Here is a 21,769-nt window from a genome sequence, read left to right on the forward strand (position 1 = left end):
TCCCAACGGAAATTCACTTTCTCGTTCCTTTTTTAGCGAGTTCAGGCTACTGCGCGTCGCCATATTGGGATTGGGCAGTGAACGCCATCCTCATGGACTGCATGTCCACTCCGGTGGCTGTGCGCTGCCCGCACCCGCTATGGCTAGCTCGTTACGCCTGCCGATCGGCAGGTTGGCATCCGTTGGTTCACTCGACGGGCAGCGTAGGGACGTTGCTGTCAAACCAGGTCTGGTAGATTTTGGCGTAGGTCCCGTCAGCAACGATCTTCTTCAAACCGGCGTTAATCTTACCGCGCAGTTCGTCGTTGCCTTTGGCGACGGCGATACCGAAATATTGGCGTTCGAATTTGGCGTCGGACACCAATTTGAATTCTTTATCCGGGTGGGTCTTGATGTAGAACTTGGCTACCCCGACGTCGCCGACCGCAGCGCCAATACCGTCTTCATACAATTCCTGTAACATCAGCGGCGTATTGTCGAAACGCTTAATGGCGGTGCTGTTCTTGCCCAGAGTGTCGGACACCACAATGTCGCCGGTGCTGGAGTTCACAACGCCGACCTTCAAGGCTTTGAGTGCAGCGATAGAATCCACGGTGGACTCTTTGGGTACGACAATAGCCTGTTCGGCCGGGAAGTAAGGTGCGGAAAAGTCGACCATTTGCTTACGTTTGTCGGTAATGGTGATACCCGAAATAATGATGTCACGATCGCCGGAGTTTAGCGTGGCAAAGATGCCTTCCCACGGCGTATTTACCAGCTTGACTTGAAAGCCCTCTGCGTTGGCCACCGCCTTGATAATATCAATATCAAAACCTTCCAGCTGTTTGCTGCTGTTTTCAAACTCGAAGGGACGATAGGTGCCGCCGGAGCCGACGACATAAGTCGGTTCAGCCGCCAAGACTGACGCCGACAGGGTGGCGGCCAGACAGGCGCCAATCAGAACTAGGTGTTTTAACATCGATATCCCCGGTAATTAAATGTCGTGCTTGAAGTTTATTTATGCACTATTGATGCATAAAAATAATCTTTAATGAATAAAAACACAACTCCTACCTGATGATGAATTTTTTAATGGTGTTAAATATGCAATTTACGTTGGTATTTGGAGGAAGCGTTGGTCAAATGTGAAAGCAGCCAGTTTTTCTTACTGCATAACGGGGAAATTGCTAAATGAGAGCGTGCTGCTTTATCTGGTAGGTTTATGAATGGGCGAAAGTGGTTTTTTTTGCCGCTTTCGGCTCGAATTTAGGTTATAAACTGAGGAAATTCTCATCCTACTCTGAATTTGGCGGTGAAATGCCGTTCCCAGTGTGGAGTCCAACGAAAAGTTGTGGGATGATTAGGCGGTTTTTCAGGGGGCGGAGATGGGAAAACTTACGCTGTTATTGCTGGCATTGCTCGGTTGGTTACAGTATTCACTGTGGCTGGGCAAAAATGGTGTTCACGATTATGTGCGGGTCAATGATGACGTTGCGCTCCAACAGGGCAGCAATGCAAAATTGAAAGCGCGTAACGATCAGCTGTTCGCCGAAATCGACGATTTGAACGGCGGTCAGGAAGCGATCGAAGAGCGTGCGCGCAATGAACTGAGCATGATTAAGCCCGGTGAGACTTTCTATCGTTTGGTTCCTGATCAATCCAGACGCAACGCGGCGTCCTCCTCGCAAAATAACCTACAAAAGTAACGCATGAATCACTCCGCAGGAACCTTTCCATCGGTGATTGCCGTCCTGCCCGCTGCCGGTATTGGCAGCCGTATGCAGGCGGATTGCCCGAAGCAGTATTTAACGATCGGCCATCAAACCATTCTCGAACACGCGATCCATGCATTGTTGCGGCATCCGCGTATTCCTCAGGTGATTGTCGCGATCGGCTCAGATGACCAGCAGTTCCGCCAGTTACCCATAGCAAAAGACCCCCGTGTGCGGGTGACCATCGGCGGTCAACAACGCGCTGATTCGGTAATGGCCGGGCTACAACTGGCCGGCGACGCTAAATGGGTTCTGGTGCACGACGCGGCTCGGCCATGTCTGCATGCAGACGATCTTGAACGTCTGCTGGCGATTACTGAGCACAGCGATGTGGGCGGGATTTTGGCTGCGCCGGTGCGTGATACCATGAAGCGCGCCGAAGCGGGTCGCAACGCAATTTCACATACCGTTGATCGTCAGGACCTGTGGCATGCATTGACACCACAGCTATTTCCATTGGCGTTGCTTAAACTCTGTTTGCAGCGGGCGCTGGATGAAGGTGCAACAGTCACTGATGAAGCCTCAGCCCTAGAGCATTGCGGCTATCATCCGCTGTTGGTGACCGGGCGTTCGGACAACATTAAAGTCACGCGACCAGAAGATTTGGCGCTGGCAGCATTTTATTTAACTCAGTTGGACAATTAAGGAGCGCATCATGCGTATCGGTCACGGTTTTGACGTACATAAATTTGGTGGCGAAGGGCCGCTGGTGATCGGTGGTGTTCGTATCCCTTATGAGAAAGGTTTGCTGGCCCATTCCGACGGTGATGTAGCGCTGCATGCAGCGACCGATGCCTTGTTGGGTGCGGCGGCGCTGGGGGATATTGGTAAACTGTTCCCGGATACCGACCCCGCTTTCAAAGGTGCCGACAGCCGTGAGCTGCTGCGCGAAGCCTGGAAGCGTATCCGTGCGAAAGGCTATCGTCTGGGGAATTTGGACATTACCATTATTGCCCAGGCACCTAAAATGGCGCCGCATATCCCGCAAATGCGTATTTTCCTGGCGGAAGACCTGCAGTGCCATATGGACGATGTCAACGTTAAGGCCACCACTACCGAACAGCTCGGTTTTACCGGACGCGGTGAGGGCATTGCCTGCGAAGCGGTTGCCTTGTTGATCAAGGAATAACTGCATGGATATGGCTAACTTGACCTGGCTTCACGGCCAGCCGCAGAGCACTGGCGTGCTGAAAGCCAACCCGGAAGATTTCGTGGTGGTGGAAGACCTGGGCTTTGAGCCGGACGGGGAAGGCGAACATGTGTTGGTGAACATCCGTAAAAATGGATGTAACACTCAGTTTGTCGCAGATTACCTGGCGCGTTTTGCGGGTATTCATGCCCGCTCTGTCAGCTATGCCGGTCTGAAAGATCGCCATGCCGTGACCGAGCAGTGGTTCTGTCTGCATCTACCGGGGAAAGAAACCCCCGATTTCACCCAGTTCTCACTGGAAGGCTGCGAAGTTCTGGCCAGTGCCCGCCATCTACGCAAAATGCGCATCGGCACGCTGAAAGGCAATGCCTTCACGTTAGTGTTGCGCCATATTTCCGATCGCCAGGATGTTGAATCTCGCCTGCAGGCGATTGCGGCCGGTGGCGTCCCAAACTACTTTGGCAGCCAGCGTTTTGGCCGTGGCGGAAATAACCTGGTGATGGCACGGCGTTGGGCGAAGGATGAGATCCGGGTAAAAGAACGCAGTAAACGCAGCTTTTATCTGTCCGCCAGTCGTAGTGCACTGTTTAACCTGATTGCAAGTCGACGTTTGGCTAATCAGCAGCAACACACTGTGCTTGAAGGCGATGCCTTGCAGCTCAGCGGCCGTGGTAGCTGGTTTGTTGCCAAAGCGGACGAACTGGATACTTTACAGCAACGGCTTGATGCCGGTGAATTGCTGATTACGGCTCCCCTGCCGGGTGACGGCGAACCGGGCACTGCCGGGGAGGCGTTGAGTTTTGAACAGCAATGCCTGCTGGAACAACCTGAACTGATGGCGCTATTAACGCGCGAGCGCGTTGATCCGGCACGCCGTGCGCTGTTGTTACAGCCAAAAAATATGCAGTGGGACTGGTGGGACGATGCCACCGTTGAACTGCGTTTTTGGCTACCGGCCGGCAGTTTCGCTACCAGCGTGGTGCGCGAAATTATGCGGCAGGACAACAGTGATACGGACATTAGCGAGTAATAAGAAACCTGCGAAAGCAGGTTTTTTTTCGCCTGACGCAGACTGCCTGAATGGGGGCCGGTTTATGTAGTCTTGAGTCTCCCGGCTTTGGCCATGCTTGGCGGCGGTGATTAAAGAAACGTCTTTTCCCTTGGTGACTGGACATGCCGGGGGGAGTAAACATAATATCTGCTGGTTAAGCGCCTCCTTTTAGGCACTTTCTACCAAGTATTTACATGCTGGGCCGCGTTGCAAGGGGTCTGGTTGAGAGATAAAAAGAAGATAACCTCATATGCGGATATTGCTGAGTAATGACGACGGCGTGACCGCCCCAGGCATTCAGGTGCTGGCGGCGGCACTGCGTGAGTTCGCCGAAGTACAAGTTGTAGCGCCCGATCGTAACCGCAGCGGTTCTTCCAATGCGTTGACGCTGGAATCCCCATTGCGCACCCTGACGATGCCCAATGGGGATATTGCCGTACAGCAAGGGACGCCGACCGATTGCGTGTATCTGGGCGTGAATGCTCTGATGCAACCCGCGCCGGATATCGTGGTTTCTGGTATCAACGCCGGCCCTAATTTGGGTGATGATGTTATTTATTCCGGTACTGTTGCCGCCGCCATGGAAGGACGCCATTTGGGTTTACCGGCGCTGGCGGTGTCGCTGAACGGCCACCAGCATTATGCTACTGCCGCAGTGATTACCTGCCGGATACTGCGAGCGCTACAGCGTGAGCCGTTACGTACCGGTAAAATTCTGAATATCAACGTGCCTGATTTACCCTTGGAACAGATCAAGGGAATTCGCGTGACACGCTGCGGTAGCCGACACCCTGCCGACAAAGTGTTCTGCCAGCAGGATCCACGTGGGCAAAACCTCTATTGGATTGGGCCACCGGGTGATAAGTTTGATGCCGGGCCGGACACGGACTTCGCTGCGGTTGAGCAGGGTTACGTGGCAATCACACCATTGCAGGTGGATTTAACCGCCTATACGGCCCAAGACGTGGTAAAAACGTGGTTAACCAAAGCAGGGGTTGGCGGGGAATGGTGAACAAGCGTATGCAAACATTGCTGACGCAGCTGCGTCAACAAGGGATCCGGGACGAGCGGTTGCTGCAGGCGATCGAGGCGGTGCCGCGCGAACGTTTTGTTGATGAAGCACTTGAACACAAAGCCTATGAGAATACTGCGTTGCCCATCGGGTCTGGCCAAACGATCTCCCAGCCTTATATGGTCGCACGGATGACCGAACTCCTGAACCTGACACCCACGTCAAGGGTGTTGGAGATCGGTACCGGCTCAGGCTATCAAACCGCTATTTTGGCGCATCTGGTGCAACATGTTTGCTCCGTTGAACGCATCAAAGGGTTGCAATGGCAGGCCAAACGCCGCCTGAAGCAACTTGATCTTCACAATGTTTCAACTCGTCACGGTGATGGCTGGCAGGGCTGGGCATCTCGTGGTCCGTTTGATGCCATTATTGTCACTGCCGCGCCGCCGGAAATCCCCCCCGCGTTGATGGAGCAGTTAGATGACGGCGGCATTCTGGTATTGCCAGTGGGTGAGCAGTCTCAAATCCTCAAGCGCATTCAACGGCAAGGGGGCGAGTTTGTCGTCGATATCGTCGAAGCCGTGCGCTTTGTACCCTTGGTTAAGGGTGAGTTAGCCTAGCGATTGTCTGAATTTTCGACAGGATACGAAATCTGTTGCACTTTCATCACCTCTGGTTAAGGTTTTACCGTTTCAATAAAACTAATTTTCAATACAATTGCCTTTCTGCGTAGTTGTCTTATGGTGCAGCACCGCTAATGTGGTTAGCATTGGCGCGCTGTTTTGAGGCTCGGGCATGAAATTTCCTGACGTTCAGGGATCGGCCGCGGGCACCTTTCATGGTAGAAACTGAGAGAATGGTAAAAGCTCAGCTACGATGTAAAGGGTATTTTGGATATATCGCTGATATTGCTGTCATGGGGGAAGCATGAGCACGGGAAGCCCAATGATTACATTACGCCGGGTTGCGGTGTGTACGATGGTAAGTTTGTGGTTGGCGGGTTGTACAAACAACGCGTCGACATCGGCCCCTATCAGTAGTGTGGACGGTGGCGGATCTGCCGCATCCAACAATGCCGGTGTGCCGGTGAGCTCTGAAGGCCATATTGTTTACAACCGCAGTTACACGTCGATTCCCAAAGGGAGCTACAGCGGTAATACCTATACGGTTAAGCGCGGAGACACGCTGTTTTATATCGCCTGGATCACCGGTAACGACTACCGTGACCTGGCTCAGCGCAATAATATTCCTGAACCATACAGCCTGAATGTGGGTCAAAACATTCAGCTTGGTAATGGTTCTGCCAACGGAAACGGCGGCATGTTGGCGGCAACAGACGCGACCAGCGGCGGTGTTCCTAAGCCGCCATCGAGCACTCAGATACAAACTGCAACGGTTGATTCTCAATCAACTAACGCGTATTCTGATAACTCGGGTAAACAGAATGTAGGTAAGATGTTACCTGCAGCAGGCGCAGTGGCGGCAACTACCGCAACAGCCCCTGTTACCGCACCGGTCGTTGCTCCACCAGTGAGCAGCACCGTCAGCAATAGTGCCCCAGTAAGTACCTGGAGATGGCCTACTGACGGTAAGATTATTGATAACTTTTCCTCATCAGAAGGTGGGAATAAAGGAGTCGATATCGCCGGGTCCCGTGGGCAGCCGATTCTCGCTACCGCCGATGGTCGTGTAGTGTATGCAGGCAACGCTTTACGGGGTTACGGTAATCTAATCATCATTAAACACAATGATGATTACCTGAGCGCCTACGCTCACAACGACACAATGCTGGTCCGGGAACAACAAGAAGTGAAGGCGGGTCAAAAAATAGCCACCATGGGTAGCACCGGAACCAGTTCAGTACGTTTGCATTTTGAAATTCGTTACAAGGGGAAATCCGTAAACCCGCTGCGTTATCTTCCGCAGCGATAGATTGGGCAGAATACGCTGTATTCTGCTCGCGGTATCACGGGTAGGAGCAGCATATGAGCCAAAATACGCTGAAAGTTAACGAGTTACATGATGATGCGGATTTCGACGAGAACGCAACGGAAGCGGAATCATTCGACGAAAAAGCACTGGTTGAAGAAGAGGCCAGTGAGAGTGATCTAGCGGAAGAAGAGTTGTTGTCACAAGGCGTGACCCAACGCGTATTGGATGCGACGCAGCTCTATCTTGGCGAAATCGGCTATTCTCCGCTGCTGACCGCAGAGGAAGAAGTTTATTTTGCGCGGCGTGCACTGCGCGGTGACGTGCCGTCCCGCCGCCGAATGATTGAAAGTAACCTGCGGTTGGTGGTGAAAATCGCCCGCCGTTACAGCAATCGCGGCCTGGCGCTGCTGGATCTGATTGAAGAGGGTAACCTCGGTCTGATCCGCGCAGTGGAAAAGTTTGACCCAGAACGTGGTTTCCGTTTCTCGACTTACGCAACCTGGTGGATCCGGCAGACGATTGAACGGGCGATCATGAACCAAACCCGTACCATCCGCTTGCCTATCCACATTGTCAAAGAACTGAATGTCTATCTGCGCACCGCGCGCGAACTTTCTCATAAACTGGATCATGAACCGAGCGCAGAAGAGATTGCAGAGCAACTCGACAAGCCGGTCGATGATGTCAGCCGTATGCTGCGTCTGAACGAACGTATCACTTCTGTTGATACGCCGTTGGGCGGGGATTCAGAGAAAGCGTTGCTGGACATTTTGGCGGACGAAAAAGACAACGGACCGGAAGACACCACACAAGACGATGACATGAAGCAGAGCATCGTTAAGTGGCTGTTCGAACTGAACGCTAAACAGCGTGAAGTGTTGGCTCGTCGTTTTGGTCTGTTGGGCTACGAAGCGGCAACGCTCGAAGATGTAGGTCGTGAGATTGGCCTGACTCGTGAGCGTGTACGTCAGATCCAGGTTGAAGGTTTGCGTCGCCTGCGTGAAATTCTGCAGATGCAGGGCCTGAGTATTGAGGCACTGTTCCGCGAGTAACGCTGGAAGGTGAATCGCATTAAAATAAAAACGGTGAGCATAATGCTCACCGTTTTTTTATGCCCGCAAAATGATACGCGGGTTAGACCATACCTTTCAGGCGGTAAATCCACTCCAGCGCCTGGCGTGGCGACAGCGAATCCGGATCCAGCGCCTCGAGCGCTTCGACTGCCGGTGAGCTTTCCTCATTTAGCAGCGTCATCTGGGTCGCGTCAACGGTGCCGCTGGCTGTATGGCTTGAGATAGCTTCCAGCTCACGTAACTTCTGCCGTGCACGTTTGATTACCTCACGTGGCACACCGGCCAGTGCGGCCACAGCCAAACCATAACTTTTGCTGGCTGCACCGTCCTGTACGCTGTGCATAAAGGCGATAGTGTCGCCATGTTCCAACGCATCCAGGTGTACGTTAACCACGCCTTCCATTTTCTCCGGCAGGGTCGTCAGCTCAAAGTAATGGGTGGCGAACAGCGTCATGGCTTTAATGCGGTTGGCCAGGTTTTCGGCACAGGCCCAAGCCAGGGATAAACCGTCGTAGGTTGACGTACCGCGGCCAATTTCATCCATCAATACCAGGCTGTTTTCAGTAGCGTTATGCAGGATATTGGCTGTTTCAGTCATCTCCACCATAAAGGTAGAGCGGCCGGAGGCCAGGTCATCCGCGGCACCAACGCGCGTAAAGATGCGGTCAACCGGGCCGATCACGGCCTTACTCGCCGGCACGTAGCTGCCGATATGTGCCATCAACACGATCAGCGCTGTTTGTCGCATATAGGTGCTTTTACCCCCCATATTCGGACCAGTGATGATCAACATACGACGCTGAGGTGACAGAGACAATGGGTTGGAAATAAAGGGCTCGCTCAGTACCTGTTCGACCACCGGGTGGCGGCCTTCGGTGATGCGAACCCCCGGCTGTTCGCTCATGGTCGGGCAGGCGTAATTCAGTGTTTCTGCACGTTCGGCCAGGTTAGCCAGTACGTCCAGTTCGGCCAGTGCCCCGGCGCTTTGCTGCAATTCACCTAAATGTGGTAGCAGCAAATCGAACAGCTCTTCGTATAACCCTTTTTCGATCGCCAGTGCTTTCCCTTTCGACGTGAGAACCTTGTCTTCATACTCTTTCAGTTCGGGAATAATGTAGCGTTCGGCGTTTTTCAACGTCTGTCGGCGCACGTAGTGGATTGGCACCAGATGGCTTTGCCCGCGGCTAACCTGGATGTAATAGCCATGCACGCCATTGAAGCCAACCTTCAGCGTATCCAACCCCAGCTTTTCACGTTCGCGAATTTCAAGGCGATCGAGGTAGTCGCTGGCTCCATCGGCCAGGGCGCGCCACTCGTCCAGCTCGCTGTTGTAGCCGGGCGCGATAACACCACCGTCACGTACCAGAACCGGCGGGGCTTCAACCACGGCACGTTCCAGCAAATCCTGCAGTTCATCAAACTGACCGACTTGTGATAGCAAGTGCTGTACATGCGGGGTATCCACACCCTTCAGCAGTGCGTGGATATCCGGCAACTGCTGGAAAGCGTGGCGCATCCGTGCCAGGTCACGAGGGCGGGCGCTGCGCAGAGCCAGACGAGCCAATATACGTTCCAGATCGCCAACTTGTCGCAGAGAAGGCTGAAGGTCGGCATAGATATCCTGCAGGGCTCCAATCGCCTGTTGGCGATTATTCAGCACCTTGATATCGCGAGTAGGCATATGCAACCAGCGTTTGAGCATACGGCTGCCCATCGCGGTCACACTGCAATCGAGGATTGCCGCAAGCGTATTTTCAGTGCCGCCGGACAAGCTCTGGGTGAGTTCAAGGTTACGCCGTGTGGCGGCATCCATGATAATGCCGTCCTGCTGGCGTTCCATGGTGATGCCACGAATATGGGGTAATGAGGTGCGTTGGGTATCTTTAACGTACTGCAACAGACAGCCGGCGGCTCGCAGTGCCTGATGGGCTTGCTCAACGCCGAAGCCGGTGAGATCGCGGGTGCCAAACTGCAGGTTAAGCTGCTGGCGTGCGGTTTCGGGTTCAAATTCCCACAATGGGCGGCGGCGTAGGCCGTGGCGCTGTTCAATCAGCGACATTTGTTCAAAGGTTTCAGGGTAAAGCAATTCGGCGGGATTCGTGCGCTGCAATTCTGCCGCCATGGTTTCGATATCTGCCGGTTCGGCAACCCGGAAACGGCCGGAGCTGATATCTAGCGTGGCGTAGCCAAAGCCGCGTGCGTCCTGCCAGATGGCGGCCAGCAGGTTATCCTGACGCTCTTGTAACAGCGCTTCGTCGGTGATGGTGCCTGGGGTGACGATACGCACGACTTTACGCTCAACCGGGCCTTTACTCGTGGCGGGATCGCCGATTTGCTCACACAGGGCGACAGATTCACCGAGCTGCACCAGTTTGGCCAGATAGTTCTCTACCGCATGGTGCGGTACACCAGCCATTGGGATAGGTTCGCCTGCTGAGGCGCCGCGTTTGGTCAGCGAAATATCCAACAGCTGAGAAGCGCGCTTGGCGTCATCGTAAAACAGCTCGTAAAAGTCACCCATGCGATAGAACAACAGGATTTCAGGGTGTTCGGCCTTGAGGCGCAGGTACTGCTGCATCATGGGCGTGTGTGAATCGAGCTTATTGGTGCTATTCATAAGATTACTGTTTCCAATCCATTGAATTTAAAGTTGGTTGTGATATTGGGTGCCATCATTAGGGTTCAGGCCGTTGCAAAAAAACCACGCCGTGGGCTGGTGGTTGACGGCGGTAAGGATCAATAAGCCCTTAATACTGCCGCTATACTAGCCCAGCGGGCAATCGGCTGTCACAGGTAAAAATGGGGAGCTTTGCGCAAAGTTGGTTTTTAAGCCAGAGAATAGCGGTGCAATCGATAGAACGTATTTTTCGCTGTAATGTCATCAGAATATGGGGAAATAAGGACATTGCCTACAGGCGGGCTTGAGGTTGCCATCATTCATCAAGCCCGAGGGGAGTATCAGTGAGTGGCGGATGATAAAGGCAGGGGGAGTTGGTAAATGCGGAAGCTGTCGGGGACTTCGGCCTCGTGTCCGGCGAGTAAACGGTGGCGAATGCGGGCCTCGCTGACAAAGGCACAGCCCTGTGGGGTGATGTCCAGGTTGACCGGGGACTCCATACCTTCACGGATGATTTCAATGCGGTGTAAGCCAGTGCTACTCGGATCGGAAATTCGCAGGATTCTACCCTGACCGCTGTTAATCCCATTCTCGAGTACGATAAGAGAGCCGTCTGGTGCCAATCCCATTCCATCTGGGTTTTCGATGGTTCTTGGTAGCAGGATTTCTGACAGGCTCGGCTGTTCCTCCCCATAGCTCAGGGTGTAGAGCTTCCCGCTGCCAAAATTGGCAATCGCCATCACCTTGTCATCTATCAGAACAATACCTGCAGCGCCGATGCCACTGGGGCCAGCCAGGCGTTTGTCACGGAAAATTATCTGAAAATTGGCCTCCCCAGGACGAAGCCTCATGATGCTTCCTGCTTTGGTTTCTGTCAGATAAACCGTGCCATCTTTGGCGATAACCAAGTCATTACCCATTCCTCCTTCCGGTAAGGTTAGACTGCGGTTAATCGTCGCATCCGAGACATTCAGGGCAAAAACACGATGGGCACGAGTTTGTCCTGTGGGGAGGAAGTCCGGGGAGTTTCCCCATAACAACCCACGCTGCTCATCCAATCTCAGCGTGGTTGAGGCAAAAACCGTTTCGGCGCCGGAAAAAAAGGTCTCCCAATTCTCGTTCGGCCGTTTTCGCAAGATACGGCCGCTAGTCACTAAGCCAACATACAGGGTTCCGTCGGAAGCGCGGGCGATGCCATTAGGGTACAGCGCGCCTGGCGGTAAAGTCATGCTGGTCGGTGTGCAGGTGGCGTTTGGAGAAACGGCCGCGGAAGCCGCAGGCGTTGCGATGGCGAATAGTAGGGCTGTTAGCGCGGCCAGCGCCGTGCGATATCTTATTGCGTATAACATCTGGCCTCTCCTGATTTTGATAAGGGTGGAGCGAAGTACTACCACCGTTGGGGGCGAGCGTGTTTGTTCATGGGAGCCTCAAGTGTTGCGAGTTCCTCATCTGACAGCGTGAGTGAGAGCGCTTTGAGTGCATCTTGAAGATGGTGTGACTTGGACAGGCCTACAATGGGGGCGGCAACTGACTCTTTGGCTAACACCCATGCAAGAGAGACCTGTGCCGTTGGTACGCCGCGGGCAGTCGCGATGGCTTCAACTGCCTTAATGGTGTGCTCCACTTCATTTCTGCCGCCGTACCAGCGTGGAGCTTGTTCGTCAGTTTCGGCCCGAAGCGTCCCGGCTTTTCTCGCGCCGGCCAGTAAGCCCCTTGCCAACGGCGACCAAGGGGTCAGGCTGACACCTTCATCCAGACAAAGCGGGAGTAAATCCTCCTCATCCTCGCGTGTGACCAGGTTGTATTGGCTTTGCATGGAAATAAAGCTGGCCAGATTATTATGACGTTGAAACGCAAGTATTTTCATAAAACGCCAGGCGTGCATTGAAGACGCACCGATATAACGGACCTTGCCGGCACGCACCAGGTTATCGAGCGTTTCAGCCGTTTCCTCAACCGGGGTTTCCTCATCGAAACGGTGTATCACGAACAGATCGATATAATCTGTCCCCAAGCGTTGTAGCGAGGCATTAACGCTTTGAATGATATGTTTGCGTGATAGCCCGCGGTTGTTGGGGTGTTCGCTCATCGGGAAGAACGCCTTGGTAGCGATCACCATATCGTCGCGGCGCGCAAAGTCCTTCAGCGCGCGCCCGAGAATACGTTCGCTCTCGCCGGAGGAATAGATATTTGCAGTGTCGAAAAAGTTAATACCGGATTCCAGTGCATCCCGGATGAAAGGGCGAGCTTGCTCCTCCTGCAATACCCAAGGGCGCCAGGTCGGTTCCCCATAGGTCATACACCCCAGACAAAGTCTGGAAACTTTCAGGCCGCTATGACCAAGGCGAACGTAGTTCATCGTCTTACCTCCAGGGGCTGTCGATAGTGGTGGTTTTCATCGCATTCCTGCGATGGTGTAACCGCCGTCGACCAAAATGCTTTGCCCAGTGACAAAGCGGGCGTCATCCGTCGAGAGCCAGACGGCGACATCGCCGATGTCTTCAGACTGGCCCAATCGTTGGGCAGGCGTATGCGAGATGAACGGGGTGAAAGCGGATGGATCAGATAGGCTGCTATGGGCCATCGGTGTGTCGATGATGCCGGGATTGATGTTGTTGATCCGGATAGCGTGATTGCCATATTCGAGTGCTACCGCACGGATCAGCGCATCGAGTGCTCCCTTGCTGGCAGAGTAACTTGATGAGCCAGCCAGCGCGCCTTTGGCAAGCCAGGACGAGGTATTGACGATCACACCGCCTGAGTTTTGCGCCAGAAAAGCCTCAACCTCGTACTTAATCGATAACCAGACGCCCCTGAGATTGGTGGCAATCACCGCATCGAAATCTGCGCTAGTTTGCTGATGGATAGGGACAAAATTGCCGAGAATGCCGGCGTTGTTGAAAGCGATGTCAAGCCGCCCGTAGTGAGAGGTCACCGTGGTGAGCAGGCGGCGGACATCCTCTTCTTGCGAAACGTCCGCCATGACGGCCAGCGCCTCTCCGCCAGCGAGCATAACCTCATGAGCAGTGGCATCTATCTCTGCGGAACGACGCCCAGCCAAAGCCACTTTTGCGCCTTCTCGTGCATAGGCCAGTACCGCGGCGCGTCCAATACCCGTCCCCCCTCCGGTGACCAAGACAACTTTGCCTTCCAGGCGTTTGTGCGGGGTGGTATGTACAGAATCAGCGTATTGAGTCATAGCATTAATACCCAGTGATTAAACACCTAATCATGCTATGTTGTTACGAAATGGATAACTATCCGTTAAAAATTCATCTCACTGTTAAATTATTTATATCAATCAAATGAAAAAAACCGACTTGTCAGGGCTGGCGGCCTTTGTGGCCATCGCCAAAGAGCGCAGTTTCAGGCGAGCCGCTGCCAGGCTTGGGGTTACACCGCCGACGCTCAGTCATACCATGCGCGATTTGGAGGCGCAGCTTGGCATTCGCTTGTTGAATCGTACCACCCGCAACGTATCAACGACTGAGGCGGGCGAGCATTTGCTGACGACGTTGGCCCCGCTATTTGCCGATATCGATACGGCGCTGGAGAGCTTGAATACCTTTCGCGATCGGCCACAGGGCGTGGTTCGTATCAATGCGTCCCGAACGGCTATCCAACTTGCGCTGGTGCCGCATTTGGGGCTCTTGGCCCGCGATTACCCCGGTATTACGCTGGAAATTGTGGCGGAAGAGGGATTTGCCAATATTGTCGAACAAGGTTTTGATGCCGGCATCCGGCTTGGCGAGGATCTACACAACGATATGCGAGCTGTGCGGGTCACGCCTGATTTACGTATGGCTATTGTGGCAACGCCTGAATACTTCCAACAGAATGGAAAGCCAAACCACCCCGAAGACCTGTTGAATCATCGCTGTATTGGATGGCGAAAGATTGCTTCGGGAGAGCTCTATAAATGGACGTTTAAAAAAGGCGACCAGATACTTTCCGTCTCGGTGAATAGCCCGCTGATATTTGATGATGCAAGACTGATGTTGCAAGCCGCATTAGCGCATGCAGGTATAGCGTTCGCCATCGAGGAAGAAGTAAAGGAACATCTGGCAGCAGGGCGGCTGGAGCGGGTGATGGCCGATTGGTGCGCACCCTTCCCAGGTTTTTATCTTTACTATCCGAACCGCAGAAACCACCCCGTCGCATTGACTACGGTAATTAACGTAGTGCGTTATCCCAGCCAGACGATCAGTCCCGAAGCGTAATCTTGCTCTGCCTGTGGCTGGTCCGTCGAATGCCTTTCCCTCAAAAACACCGACTCTTTGCCACCGCTTGTCTCGTCTTATCTTGATGATGCGCGCTAATCAAGGGCGAACTATTTCTGTTCACCAATCAACCGATGAATGACCCTGCGCATGGAATTATCCATAAACATTCTGCATGTTTATAACGTATTGTTTATAATTGTTATTTGTTCTTTTATGGCGAATAAATTCAGTAATTAAAGGTTGTTTGTGAGTCAGGTCACACTATTTTTTTATATGAAATGTGAAGAGGGTCAATCTGGTAGGTCAAGCAGAGACGGTTCTTTGTGCTGGTGGCTTACCGGTCCACTTCAATGCCTCCGTATACTGTCTGCAACCAGGGCAACGTAACGGAAGTTTTCATAAGGAATGTGCGTGAGGCAATAACTATTGCATCTGGCAAACAAATGACACGGGGCTTTTTTGATTATCTTGAGGGACTTGGTATGGAAAAGAAAAAAATCTATCTGTTTTGTTCTGCTGGTATGTCGACTTCCCTGCTGGTTTCAAAAATGAAAGCGCAAGCCGAGAAGTACGAAGTGCCGGTGATCATTGCCGCTTATCCTGAGGCGCTGGCGGCAGAAAAGGGCGCTGAAGCAGATTTGATCCTGCTGGGGCCACAGATTGCCTACACGCTCGCCGAAGTGCAAAAACAGTTACCCAATAAGCCCGTCGAAGTGATCGACTCCGGTTTATACGGCAAGCTCGATGGCCTTGGGGTGTTGAAGGCTGCGGTCGCCACCATCAAAAAAGCTAACCAATAAAGGGGTCTGCCGTGAATACGTTAATTGCCTCGTTGGAAAAGGTCATACTGCCTTTTGCTGTGAAAATTGGTAAACAGCCCCATGTTAATGCCATCAAAAACGGGTTCATTCGTTTAATGCCACTGACGTTGACTGGGGCGATGTTCGTTCTGATCAACAACGTGTTTCTCAGTTTCGGTGAAGGATCATTCTTCTTTTCATTGGGGGTGCGGCTGGATCCGTCCACCATTGAAACGCTCAATGGCTTGAAGGCCATCGGAGGCAGCGTTTATAACGGCACCTTGGGCATTATGTCCCTGATGACGCCATTTTTTATCAGTATGGCTTTGGCTGAAGAGCGTAAGGTCGACCCATTAGCGGCAGCGTTGCTGGCGGTGGCTGCCTTTATGACTGTTACCCCGTTCAGTGTCGGAGAGGCCTATGCCGTTGGCGCTAACTGGCTAGGGGGGGCTAACATCATTTCCGGTATGGTGATCGGCCTGGTCGTGGCCGAGATGTTTACCTTTGTGGTTCGCCGCAACTGGGTGATCAGCCTGCCAGACAGTGTACCTTCTTCAGTGTCGCGCTCGTTCTCTGCACTGATCCCGGGCTTCCTCATTTTGTCCATCATGGGCGTGCTGGCTTACTGCCTTACGCTGTGGGGAACCAACTTCCACCAAATTATCATGGACAGCATCTCTGCGCCGTTGGCGAAAATGGGCAGCGTGGTGGGATGGGTATATGTGATGTTCTCCTCACTGCTGTGGTTCTTCGGGGTGCATGGTTCGATGGCATTGGCTGCGTTGGACAGCGGTATCATGACGCCATTCGCATTGGAGAACGTCGAACTTTACAACAAGTACGGTTCTGTTGAAGCTGCGGTGGCTGCGGGTAAAGAGTTCCACATGTGGGCGAAGCCATTCGTTGACTCCTACATCTACCTGGGCGGGACAGGTTCAACGCTGGGCCTGATTATCGCTATCTTTATTGCTTCACGCCGCGAGGATTATCGCCAGGTCGCTAAGCTGGCAACGCCATCAGGCATCTTCCAGATCAACGAACCCATTCTGTTCGGCCTGCCAGTCATCATGAACCCAGTGATGTTTATTCCGTTTATCCTGGTTCAGCCGGTATTGACGATTATCACCACGGTGGCTTATTACACCGGGTTGATTCCGCCAATCACCAATATTGCACCCTGGACCATGCCGGTGGGTTTGGGGGCATTCTTCAACACCAACGGCAGTATTGTCGCCATGCTGTTGAGTTTCTTCAACCTGGGCGTAGCGACCCTGATTTACCTGCCGTTCGTCATGATCTCCAACAAAGCACAGAGCCAGATCGATCAAGCGACGGAAAGCGAAGAAGACATCGCCAAGGCGTTGAAATTCTAACTGCAGTCTGGGGCAGACTTTTCTGCCCCAGTTTTAGAGGGCCTTTGGATGAACTATCAATTTGCTGACGATTTCTGGTGGGGCAGTGCCACCTCTGCACCACAGTCGGAAGGGGCATCTGCACGGGATGGCAAAAGCCAAAATATCTTCGATTACTGGTATGAGATTGCACCTGAGCGTTTTCATCATCAGGTTGGCCCGTCCGAAACCTCCACGTTTTATGACAATTTCCAACAAGACATCCAGTTGTTAAAGACTCTCGGACATAATACTTTCCGAACCTCCATCTCCTGGTCTCGATTGATCCCGCAGGGGGATGGTGAAGTGAACCCAAAAGCGGTGGCTTTTTATAATGCGATGATCGACAGCCTGCTAGCCCAAGGCATCACGCCATTTATCAATCTCTACCACTTCGATATGCCAATGTGTATGCAGCAGCAAGGGGGCTGGGAAAATCGGGCCGTTGTTGAGGCTTATGCCCGTTACGCCAGAATCTGCTTCAGCTTGTTTGGCGATAGAGTCACCCATTGGTTCACCTTTAATGAGCCGATTGTACCGGTGGAAGCTGGGTATCTGAACGACCTGCATTATCCTTGTGTGGTCGATTTCAAAAGAGCGATCGCGGTGGCGTATCACAGCATTTTGGCTCATGCCAAAGCGGTGAGTGAGTTCAGGGTGTTGGGTAATGCAGGCACAATAGGCATTATTTTGAACCTGAGCCCGACTTATCCTCGCTCGAACAGTGAAGAAGATCGCGTGGCGGCGCACTATGCGGATCTGCTGCTGAATAAGAGTTTCCTCGACCCGGTAACCAAGGGGCGCTATCCGGACGACCTGGTGAATTTACTGCGCACCCATGATCTGTTGCCGCAGACGATGCCGGAAGACGCGCAGCTGATTGCCGACGGGGTCGTGGATATTCTGGGTGTCAATTACTACCAACCGCGTAGAGTCAAATCGAAGGAAGGCTACCGGGCGGAAGACCCAGTGACCATGCCGGAGGATGTGTTCAGCTACTACGAGATGCCGGGACGCAAGATTAACCCGCACCGTGGCTGGGAGATCTATGAGAAAGGCCTGTATGACATCCTGATGGATCTGAAGGAAAACTACGGCAATATTCCCTGCTATATTTCAGAAAACGGTATGGGCGTTGAGGGGGAAGAGGCTTTTATCGGCGCCAACGGCCGGGTGGAAGATGATTACAGAATCGATTTCATTCGCGACCATTTGAAATGGCTGCATCAGGCATTGTCAGACGGTTCCAACTGCAAAGGCTACCATTTATGGACCTTTATTGACTGCTGGTCCTGGCTGAATGCCTACAAGAATCGCTACGGGTTAGTGCGGCTGGAGCGAGAAAGCCAACAACGCACGATTAAGAAAAGCGGTTATTGGTTTGCCGAGACAGCCAGGCAAAATGGCTTTGACTAATGAGGGCGCACGCGGTGTCTGAGAACCTGGTTTCGCTAAATGCGAACGACGTTAAGCTGATTCGGGAGCAGGATTTCTTTAACTGCAAAGACTTCCATTTGTTTATCTATAACAAAGTGGAAAGCGCTACCGGGCTACATCAGCATGACTACTACGAGTTCACTATCGTCCTGAGCGGTAAATGCTACCAGGAGATTAACGGCAAACGAGTGCTGCTGGAGCGAGGGGACTTTGTTTTTATCCCTATTGGTTCGCATCATCAAAGTTTTTATGAGTTTGGCGCCGCAAAAATCTTCAACGTGGCTATCGGCAAGGTTTTCTTTGAAGAGAACTATCTGCAACAGTTGCCACGTTGTTTCGTCGCTTCTCAGGCGTATAGCCTGAAGAATGAATTCCTTGCGTATATTGAGTCGGTGGTGGGGTCACCGCAGTTTCGCGAGGATGATTTTGCTGAGTTTCTGGAAACACTGACCTTTTATATCATCAGCCGTATTCGCCACTATAAAGAAGATAGCGGCGAGGGGGGTGATATCCCGCAGTGGCTGAAGAATACGTTGGCAGGCATGCATGATAAAGCGATGTTCGGTGAAAAAGCCTTGCTCAATATGGTTGAATTATCGGGGAAAACGCAGGAATACCTGACTCGGGCAATGCGGCGTTATTACCATAAAACGCCAATGCAGGTGATCAATGAAATCCGCATCAACTTTGCCAAAACGCAGCTTGAGGTCACCAACTATTCGGTTTCGGATATTGCCTTTGATTCTGGTTATGGCGACGTGAGCTTATTTATTAAAAACTTTAAAAGACTCACGGAAGTGACGCCAGGTAATTACCGAAAAAAGTTCTACGGCCCGATTTAGGGCCGCTCCCGATAAGCATTAACGCTGATATTCCGAATACTTTCAGGCCGGCAATAGCCTGACAAAATAAATTTCTTTGCTTAAGCGAAGGGGAACTGCCGTACCTGACGGACGGTATTCCCTTGCCAAAAATTTGTTAAATGGATGCCAAAATGGAAAAGTTACTGATAGTGAATGCCGACGATTTTGGTCTGAGCAAGGGCCAGAATTATGGCGTTATTGAGGCGTTTCACTATGGCGTTGTCTCTTCAACTACTGCGATGGTCAATAGCACGGATATACAGCATGCCGCCAGGCTCAGTCAGCTTTATCCTGGGTTACAGATTGGTCTGCACTTTGTCTTGACCCATGGGCATCCGCTGACCGCCATGCCGTCGTTGGTGAATGAACGTGGGGAACTGGGCAAGTGGCTATGGGAAAGGGCCGAAACTGCACGGCTTGATCTGAATGAAATCCATGATGAGTTGGTGAGCCAATACGACAAATTTATTGCCGTGTTTGGTCGTGCGCCAACCCACATTGATAGCCACCATCATGTGCATATGCTGCCGCAGATTTACCCGCTGGTGGAGGCATTTGCCCAATCCAAATCCATCCCATTGCGCATAGGACGCCAGGACGTGGAACGACAAGATATTCCGTTGCACTACGATCACAGCACCGAGTGGTTTGATGCTGGTTTTTATGGTGAAGGGATATCCGAGGCGCTGTTTTTGCAGGTGCTTGAACGTACTGACCAGCGCGGTGCGAGATCGGTAGAGATGATGTGCCATCCGGCGTTTCTGGATAAAACCATTTTGGCGAGCAAGTATTGCTACCCGCGGCTTGCCGAAGTGGAGGTGTTGACATCGCCAGGCATTAAAAACGCGATAGCGGAGCGTGGCTATCGTTTGGGCTCTTTCCTGGATCTGTAATAACTTACAGCATCGAATGCGCTTTTTTCAGCCCGGTATCCTCATCGGGATCGGCCCCTTGGGGGATAGGCGTTTCAGATTCCTCTTCCCCTGATGCGTCCGTGTCCTGTCGTTCTATCGGATCAGGGGCCGCTTCCGGTGGTGGCATAGTGTCATGGATGATCTGCTCATCAAACGTTGGGTTCAGCGCTGGGGACAACGGGGAACTGGTCAGGCTGTCCGGCAGGGGAATATGGGGTAATGGTGCATCCTGCACGAACTGCGATTCGTCCTGTTTTACCGTCCGGCTGAAGGCGACCAGCAACACACCGCAAAGCGCGAAGAAGGCATACAGAATATTGCCACCCAATGGCTCAATCAGCGCACCGACAGCCAAAGGGCCGATACTGGCACCGACCCCGAAGGCCATCAGTAAACAGGCCGCCAGAGAAACGCGCCGTTCCGGTTCGATCAAATCGTTCGCCAGAGCGACCACCAGTGGGTACAGCGTGAACTGCAACATGCTGACGATAAAGCCCAACACCAGCAACACCGGGAAGTCAATGTGCGGCACCAGTGCCAGCGGCAGTGATGCGACGATCAATAAAATAGCGTTGATACGCATCAACAGTGTGCGGTTGTAGCGGTCCGACAGCCAACTGAGCGGGAACTGGGCCACCAGCCCGGCAAAGATGGCTATCGCCATAAACAAGCCAGTCTGCTGAGTGGTCAGCGTTTGCATACTCGCGTACACCGGCGCAAGCCCATAGAAAGAACCGACCACCATACCGATCACCAATGTGGTCGCCAGTACTTTGGGTATAGCACCGATAAAATAGCGCAGCTCCATCGGCGCGGGTGACATATGGCGGGCGTTGGTGCGGGTTGTCAGGGCGATAGGAACCAAGCACAGCGCAAAGCACAGGGCGATAACCAGCAACGTGGCGATGCCAAGATTGGTCTGCAGCATTAAGACCACCTGACCCAATGACATGCCCAGATAGGTGGCTGCCATATAGAAGCCGAAAACCATGCCGCGTTGGTTGGATTCCGCCTGATCGTTCAGCCAGCTTTCCAGCACCATGAATTGACACATCATGCACAAGCCGATAATCAACCGCAGTACGACCCACACGGGGATGTATTCCGTCAGTCCGTGCCCCAGCACTGCGGCCGTGATTATACCGGCACAGGAGACGTAGGCGCGGATATGCCCGACGCGAGCAATCAGAAAATGACCGACTTTGCCGCCGATCACCAAGCCGATATAGTTGGCGGCGATAAGCGCACCGATCAACGCACCGGTTACGTGGATAGAGGTTAAACGCAAGGATATGTACGTCGTGAGTAGCCCTGAACCCAATAGCATGAGTAGGGTGGTGGTATACAACGGAAAGAAAACACCTAACGTTTTTTTCACTCTATCATCCTAATCTTTTATTCTGATTTGCCCTGGAGCTGGCTATGCTGGTGGCATAGGCAATCCGGTGATATCCCTCATGCAAAACACTGCCCGTTAACTCGGGCCTTACCTTCGATACTAGCAGTTTGGCCCGCGGCTTAACACCGCACCCCTTGCGAAGTGCCGCGCATTTCT

General features: G+C 52.7%; 20 protein-coding genes. 14 read left to right on the forward strand and 6 right to left on the reverse strand.

Annotated elements, in window-relative coordinates:
• Nucleotides 1–187: 187 nt before the first annotated feature.
• Entirely contained in the window at nt 188–958 is a 771-nt protein-coding gene (locus AC2FC2_RS13720) for a basic amino acid ABC transporter substrate-binding protein (protein ID WP_265555768.1), read from the reverse strand.
• Between the two features lie 406 nt (nt 959–1,364).
• Here AC2FC2_RS13720 and ftsB point away from each other — a divergent pair, with 406 nt between their 5' ends.
• The 8 genes from ftsB to rpoS all read left to right on the forward strand — a co-directional run bounded on the left by ftsB (nt 1,365) and on the right by rpoS (nt 7,948).
• Nucleotides 1,365–1,685: a cell division protein FtsB gene (gene ftsB, locus AC2FC2_RS13725; protein WP_037424733.1), complete on the forward strand. Its 321-nt coding sequence runs from the start codon at nt 1,365–1,367 to the stop codon at nt 1,683–1,685.
• 3 nt (nt 1,686–1,688) lie between these two features.
• Nucleotides 1,689–2,396 (forward strand): 2-C-methyl-D-erythritol 4-phosphate cytidylyltransferase, encoded by a 708-nt coding sequence (ispD, locus tag AC2FC2_RS13730; protein WP_265555767.1) that lies wholly within the window; start codon nt 1,689–1,691, stop codon nt 2,394–2,396.
• Nucleotides 2,397–2,406: 10 nt separating this feature from the next.
• A complete protein-coding gene (gene ispF / locus AC2FC2_RS13735) occupies nt 2,407–2,880 on the forward strand; it encodes a 2-C-methyl-D-erythritol 2,4-cyclodiphosphate synthase (protein ID WP_004950274.1) in 474 nt (157 codons plus the stop codon).
• 4 nt (nt 2,881–2,884) lie between these two features.
• Entirely contained in the window at nt 2,885–3,931 is a 1,047-nt protein-coding gene (truD, locus tag AC2FC2_RS13740; protein WP_209635185.1) for a tRNA pseudouridine(13) synthase TruD, read from the forward strand.
• Nucleotides 3,932–4,202: 271 nt separating this feature from the next.
• A complete protein-coding gene (gene surE, locus AC2FC2_RS13745) occupies nt 4,203–4,964 on the forward strand; it encodes a 5'/3'-nucleotidase SurE (protein ID WP_209635189.1) in 762 nt (253 codons plus the stop codon).
• The gene (locus AC2FC2_RS13750) at nt 4,958–5,584 is read left to right on the forward strand and encodes a protein-L-isoaspartate(D-aspartate) O-methyltransferase (protein ID WP_490308611.1); all 627 of its coding nucleotides are present in this window, start codon (nt 4,958–4,960) and stop codon (nt 5,582–5,584) included. Before surE ends, AC2FC2_RS13750 begins: the two co-directional genes overlap by 7 nt.
• A 325-nt stretch (nt 5,585–5,909) precedes the next feature.
• Entirely contained in the window at nt 5,910–6,896 is a 987-nt protein-coding gene (nlpD, locus tag AC2FC2_RS13755; RefSeq protein WP_209635194.1) for a murein hydrolase activator NlpD, read from the forward strand.
• A 53-nt stretch (nt 6,897–6,949) separates the two neighbouring features.
• Complete coding sequence (rpoS, locus tag AC2FC2_RS13760) at nt 6,950–7,948, forward strand: RNA polymerase sigma factor RpoS (RefSeq protein WP_012005280.1); 999 nt, start codon at nt 6,950–6,952, stop codon at nt 7,946–7,948.
• A gap of 82 nt (nt 7,949–8,030) precedes the next feature.
• Here the strand turns inward: rpoS and mutS are convergent, their stop codons facing one another.
• From mutS to AC2FC2_RS13780, 4 genes are all read right to left on the reverse strand, one after another.
• Complete coding sequence (gene mutS, locus AC2FC2_RS13765) at nt 8,031–10,586, reverse strand: DNA mismatch repair protein MutS (RefSeq protein ID WP_490659390.1); 2,556 nt, start codon at nt 10,584–10,586, stop codon at nt 8,031–8,033.
• Nucleotides 10,587–10,927: 341 nt separating this feature from the next.
• On the reverse strand, nt 10,928–11,935 hold the full coding sequence (locus tag AC2FC2_RS13770; protein WP_490659391.1) for an NHL repeat-containing protein: 1,008 nt from the start codon (nt 11,933–11,935) through the stop codon (nt 10,928–10,930).
• A 38-nt stretch (nt 11,936–11,973) separates the two neighbouring features.
• On the reverse strand, nt 11,974–12,945 hold the full coding sequence (locus AC2FC2_RS13775; protein ID WP_490659392.1) for an aldo/keto reductase: 972 nt from the start codon (nt 12,943–12,945) through the stop codon (nt 11,974–11,976).
• Between the two features lie 36 nt (nt 12,946–12,981).
• Nucleotides 12,982–13,785, reverse strand: a complete 804-nt coding sequence (locus AC2FC2_RS13780) for an SDR family NAD(P)-dependent oxidoreductase (RefSeq protein WP_490659393.1) — start codon at nt 13,783–13,785, stop codon at nt 12,982–12,984.
• Between the two features lie 106 nt (nt 13,786–13,891).
• Between AC2FC2_RS13780 and AC2FC2_RS13785 the strand changes: the two genes are divergently transcribed.
• The 6 genes from AC2FC2_RS13785 (at nt 13,892) to chbG (ending at nt 20,193) form a co-directional block, all read left to right on the forward strand.
• Nucleotides 13,892–14,806 carry a LysR family transcriptional regulator gene (locus tag AC2FC2_RS13785; RefSeq protein WP_209635204.1) on the forward strand — a complete coding sequence of 305 codons (915 nt, stop codon included), beginning with the start codon at nt 13,892–13,894 and terminating at the stop codon, nt 14,804–14,806.
• A gap of 485 nt (nt 14,807–15,291) precedes the next feature.
• Nucleotides 15,292–15,609 (forward strand): PTS sugar transporter subunit IIB, encoded by a 318-nt coding sequence (locus AC2FC2_RS13790; protein ID WP_209635206.1) that lies wholly within the window; start codon nt 15,292–15,294, stop codon nt 15,607–15,609.
• A gap of 11 nt (nt 15,610–15,620) precedes the next feature.
• A complete protein-coding gene (gene chbC, locus AC2FC2_RS13795; protein WP_209635208.1) occupies nt 15,621–16,982 on the forward strand; it encodes a PTS N,N'-diacetylchitobiose transporter subunit IIC in 1,362 nt (453 codons plus the stop codon).
• A gap of 48 nt (nt 16,983–17,030) precedes the next feature.
• Nucleotides 17,031–18,416 carry a glycoside hydrolase family 1 protein gene (locus AC2FC2_RS13800; protein ID WP_490659394.1) on the forward strand — a complete coding sequence of 462 codons (1,386 nt, stop codon included), beginning with the start codon at nt 17,031–17,033 and terminating at the stop codon, nt 18,414–18,416.
• Nucleotides 18,416–19,279, forward strand: a complete 864-nt coding sequence (chbR, locus tag AC2FC2_RS13805) for a transcriptional regulator ChbR (RefSeq protein WP_209635212.1) — start codon at nt 18,416–18,418, stop codon at nt 19,277–19,279. The genes AC2FC2_RS13800 and chbR overlap by 1 nt, the downstream gene beginning before the upstream one ends.
• A gap of 152 nt (nt 19,280–19,431) precedes the next feature.
• Complete coding sequence (gene chbG, locus AC2FC2_RS13810) at nt 19,432–20,193, forward strand: chitin disaccharide deacetylase (protein WP_209635214.1); 762 nt, start codon at nt 19,432–19,434, stop codon at nt 20,191–20,193.
• A 4-nt stretch (nt 20,194–20,197) separates the two neighbouring features.
• Here the strand turns inward: chbG and AC2FC2_RS13815 are convergent, their stop codons facing one another.
• Nucleotides 20,198–21,592, reverse strand: a complete 1,395-nt coding sequence (locus AC2FC2_RS13815; protein ID WP_209635216.1) for an MFS transporter — start codon at nt 21,590–21,592, stop codon at nt 20,198–20,200.
• Nucleotides 21,593–21,769 lie beyond the last annotated feature (177 nt).

Source organism: Serratia sp. CoH_122_TC_1 (assembly GCF_058191755.1).

Coding starts and splice junctions, on each gene's coding strand:
- AC2FC2_RS13720 (WP_265555768.1), bottom strand. CDS start 958: ATGTTAAAACACCTAGTTCTGATTGGCGCCTGTCTGGCCGCCACCCTG.
- ftsB (WP_037424733.1), top strand. CDS start 1,365: ATGGGAAAACTTACGCTGTTATTGCTGGCATTGCTCGGTTGGTTACAG.
- ispD (WP_265555767.1), top strand. CDS start 1,689: ATGAATCACTCCGCAGGAACCTTTCCATCGGTGATTGCCGTCCTGCCC.
- ispF (WP_004950274.1), top strand. CDS start 2,407: ATGCGTATCGGTCACGGTTTTGACGTACATAAATTTGGTGGCGAAGGG.
- truD (WP_209635185.1), top strand. CDS start 2,885: ATGGATATGGCTAACTTGACCTGGCTTCACGGCCAGCCGCAGAGCACT.
- surE (WP_209635189.1), top strand. CDS start 4,203: ATGCGGATATTGCTGAGTAATGACGACGGCGTGACCGCCCCAGGCATT.
- AC2FC2_RS13750 (WP_490308611.1), top strand. CDS start 4,958: ATGGTGAACAAGCGTATGCAAACATTGCTGACGCAGCTGCGTCAACAA.
- nlpD (WP_209635194.1), top strand. CDS start 5,910: ATGATTACATTACGCCGGGTTGCGGTGTGTACGATGGTAAGTTTGTGG.
- rpoS (WP_012005280.1), top strand. CDS start 6,950: ATGAGCCAAAATACGCTGAAAGTTAACGAGTTACATGATGATGCGGAT.
- mutS (WP_490659390.1), bottom strand. CDS start 10,586: ATGAATAGCACCAATAAGCTCGATTCACACACGCCCATGATGCAGCAG.
- AC2FC2_RS13770 (WP_490659391.1), bottom strand. CDS start 11,935: ATGTTATACGCAATAAGATATCGCACGGCGCTGGCCGCGCTAACAGCC.
- AC2FC2_RS13775 (WP_490659392.1), bottom strand. CDS start 12,945: ATGAACTACGTTCGCCTTGGTCATAGCGGCCTGAAAGTTTCCAGACTT.
- AC2FC2_RS13780 (WP_490659393.1), bottom strand. CDS start 13,785: ATGACTCAATACGCTGATTCTGTACATACCACCCCGCACAAACGCCTG.
- AC2FC2_RS13785 (WP_209635204.1), top strand. CDS start 13,892: ATGAAAAAAACCGACTTGTCAGGGCTGGCGGCCTTTGTGGCCATCGCC.
- AC2FC2_RS13790 (WP_209635206.1), top strand. CDS start 15,292: ATGGAAAAGAAAAAAATCTATCTGTTTTGTTCTGCTGGTATGTCGACT.
- AC2FC2_RS13800 (WP_490659394.1), top strand. CDS start 17,031: ATGAACTATCAATTTGCTGACGATTTCTGGTGGGGCAGTGCCACCTCT.
- chbR (WP_209635212.1), top strand. CDS start 18,416: ATGAGGGCGCACGCGGTGTCTGAGAACCTGGTTTCGCTAAATGCGAAC.
- chbG (WP_209635214.1), top strand. CDS start 19,432: ATGGAAAAGTTACTGATAGTGAATGCCGACGATTTTGGTCTGAGCAAG.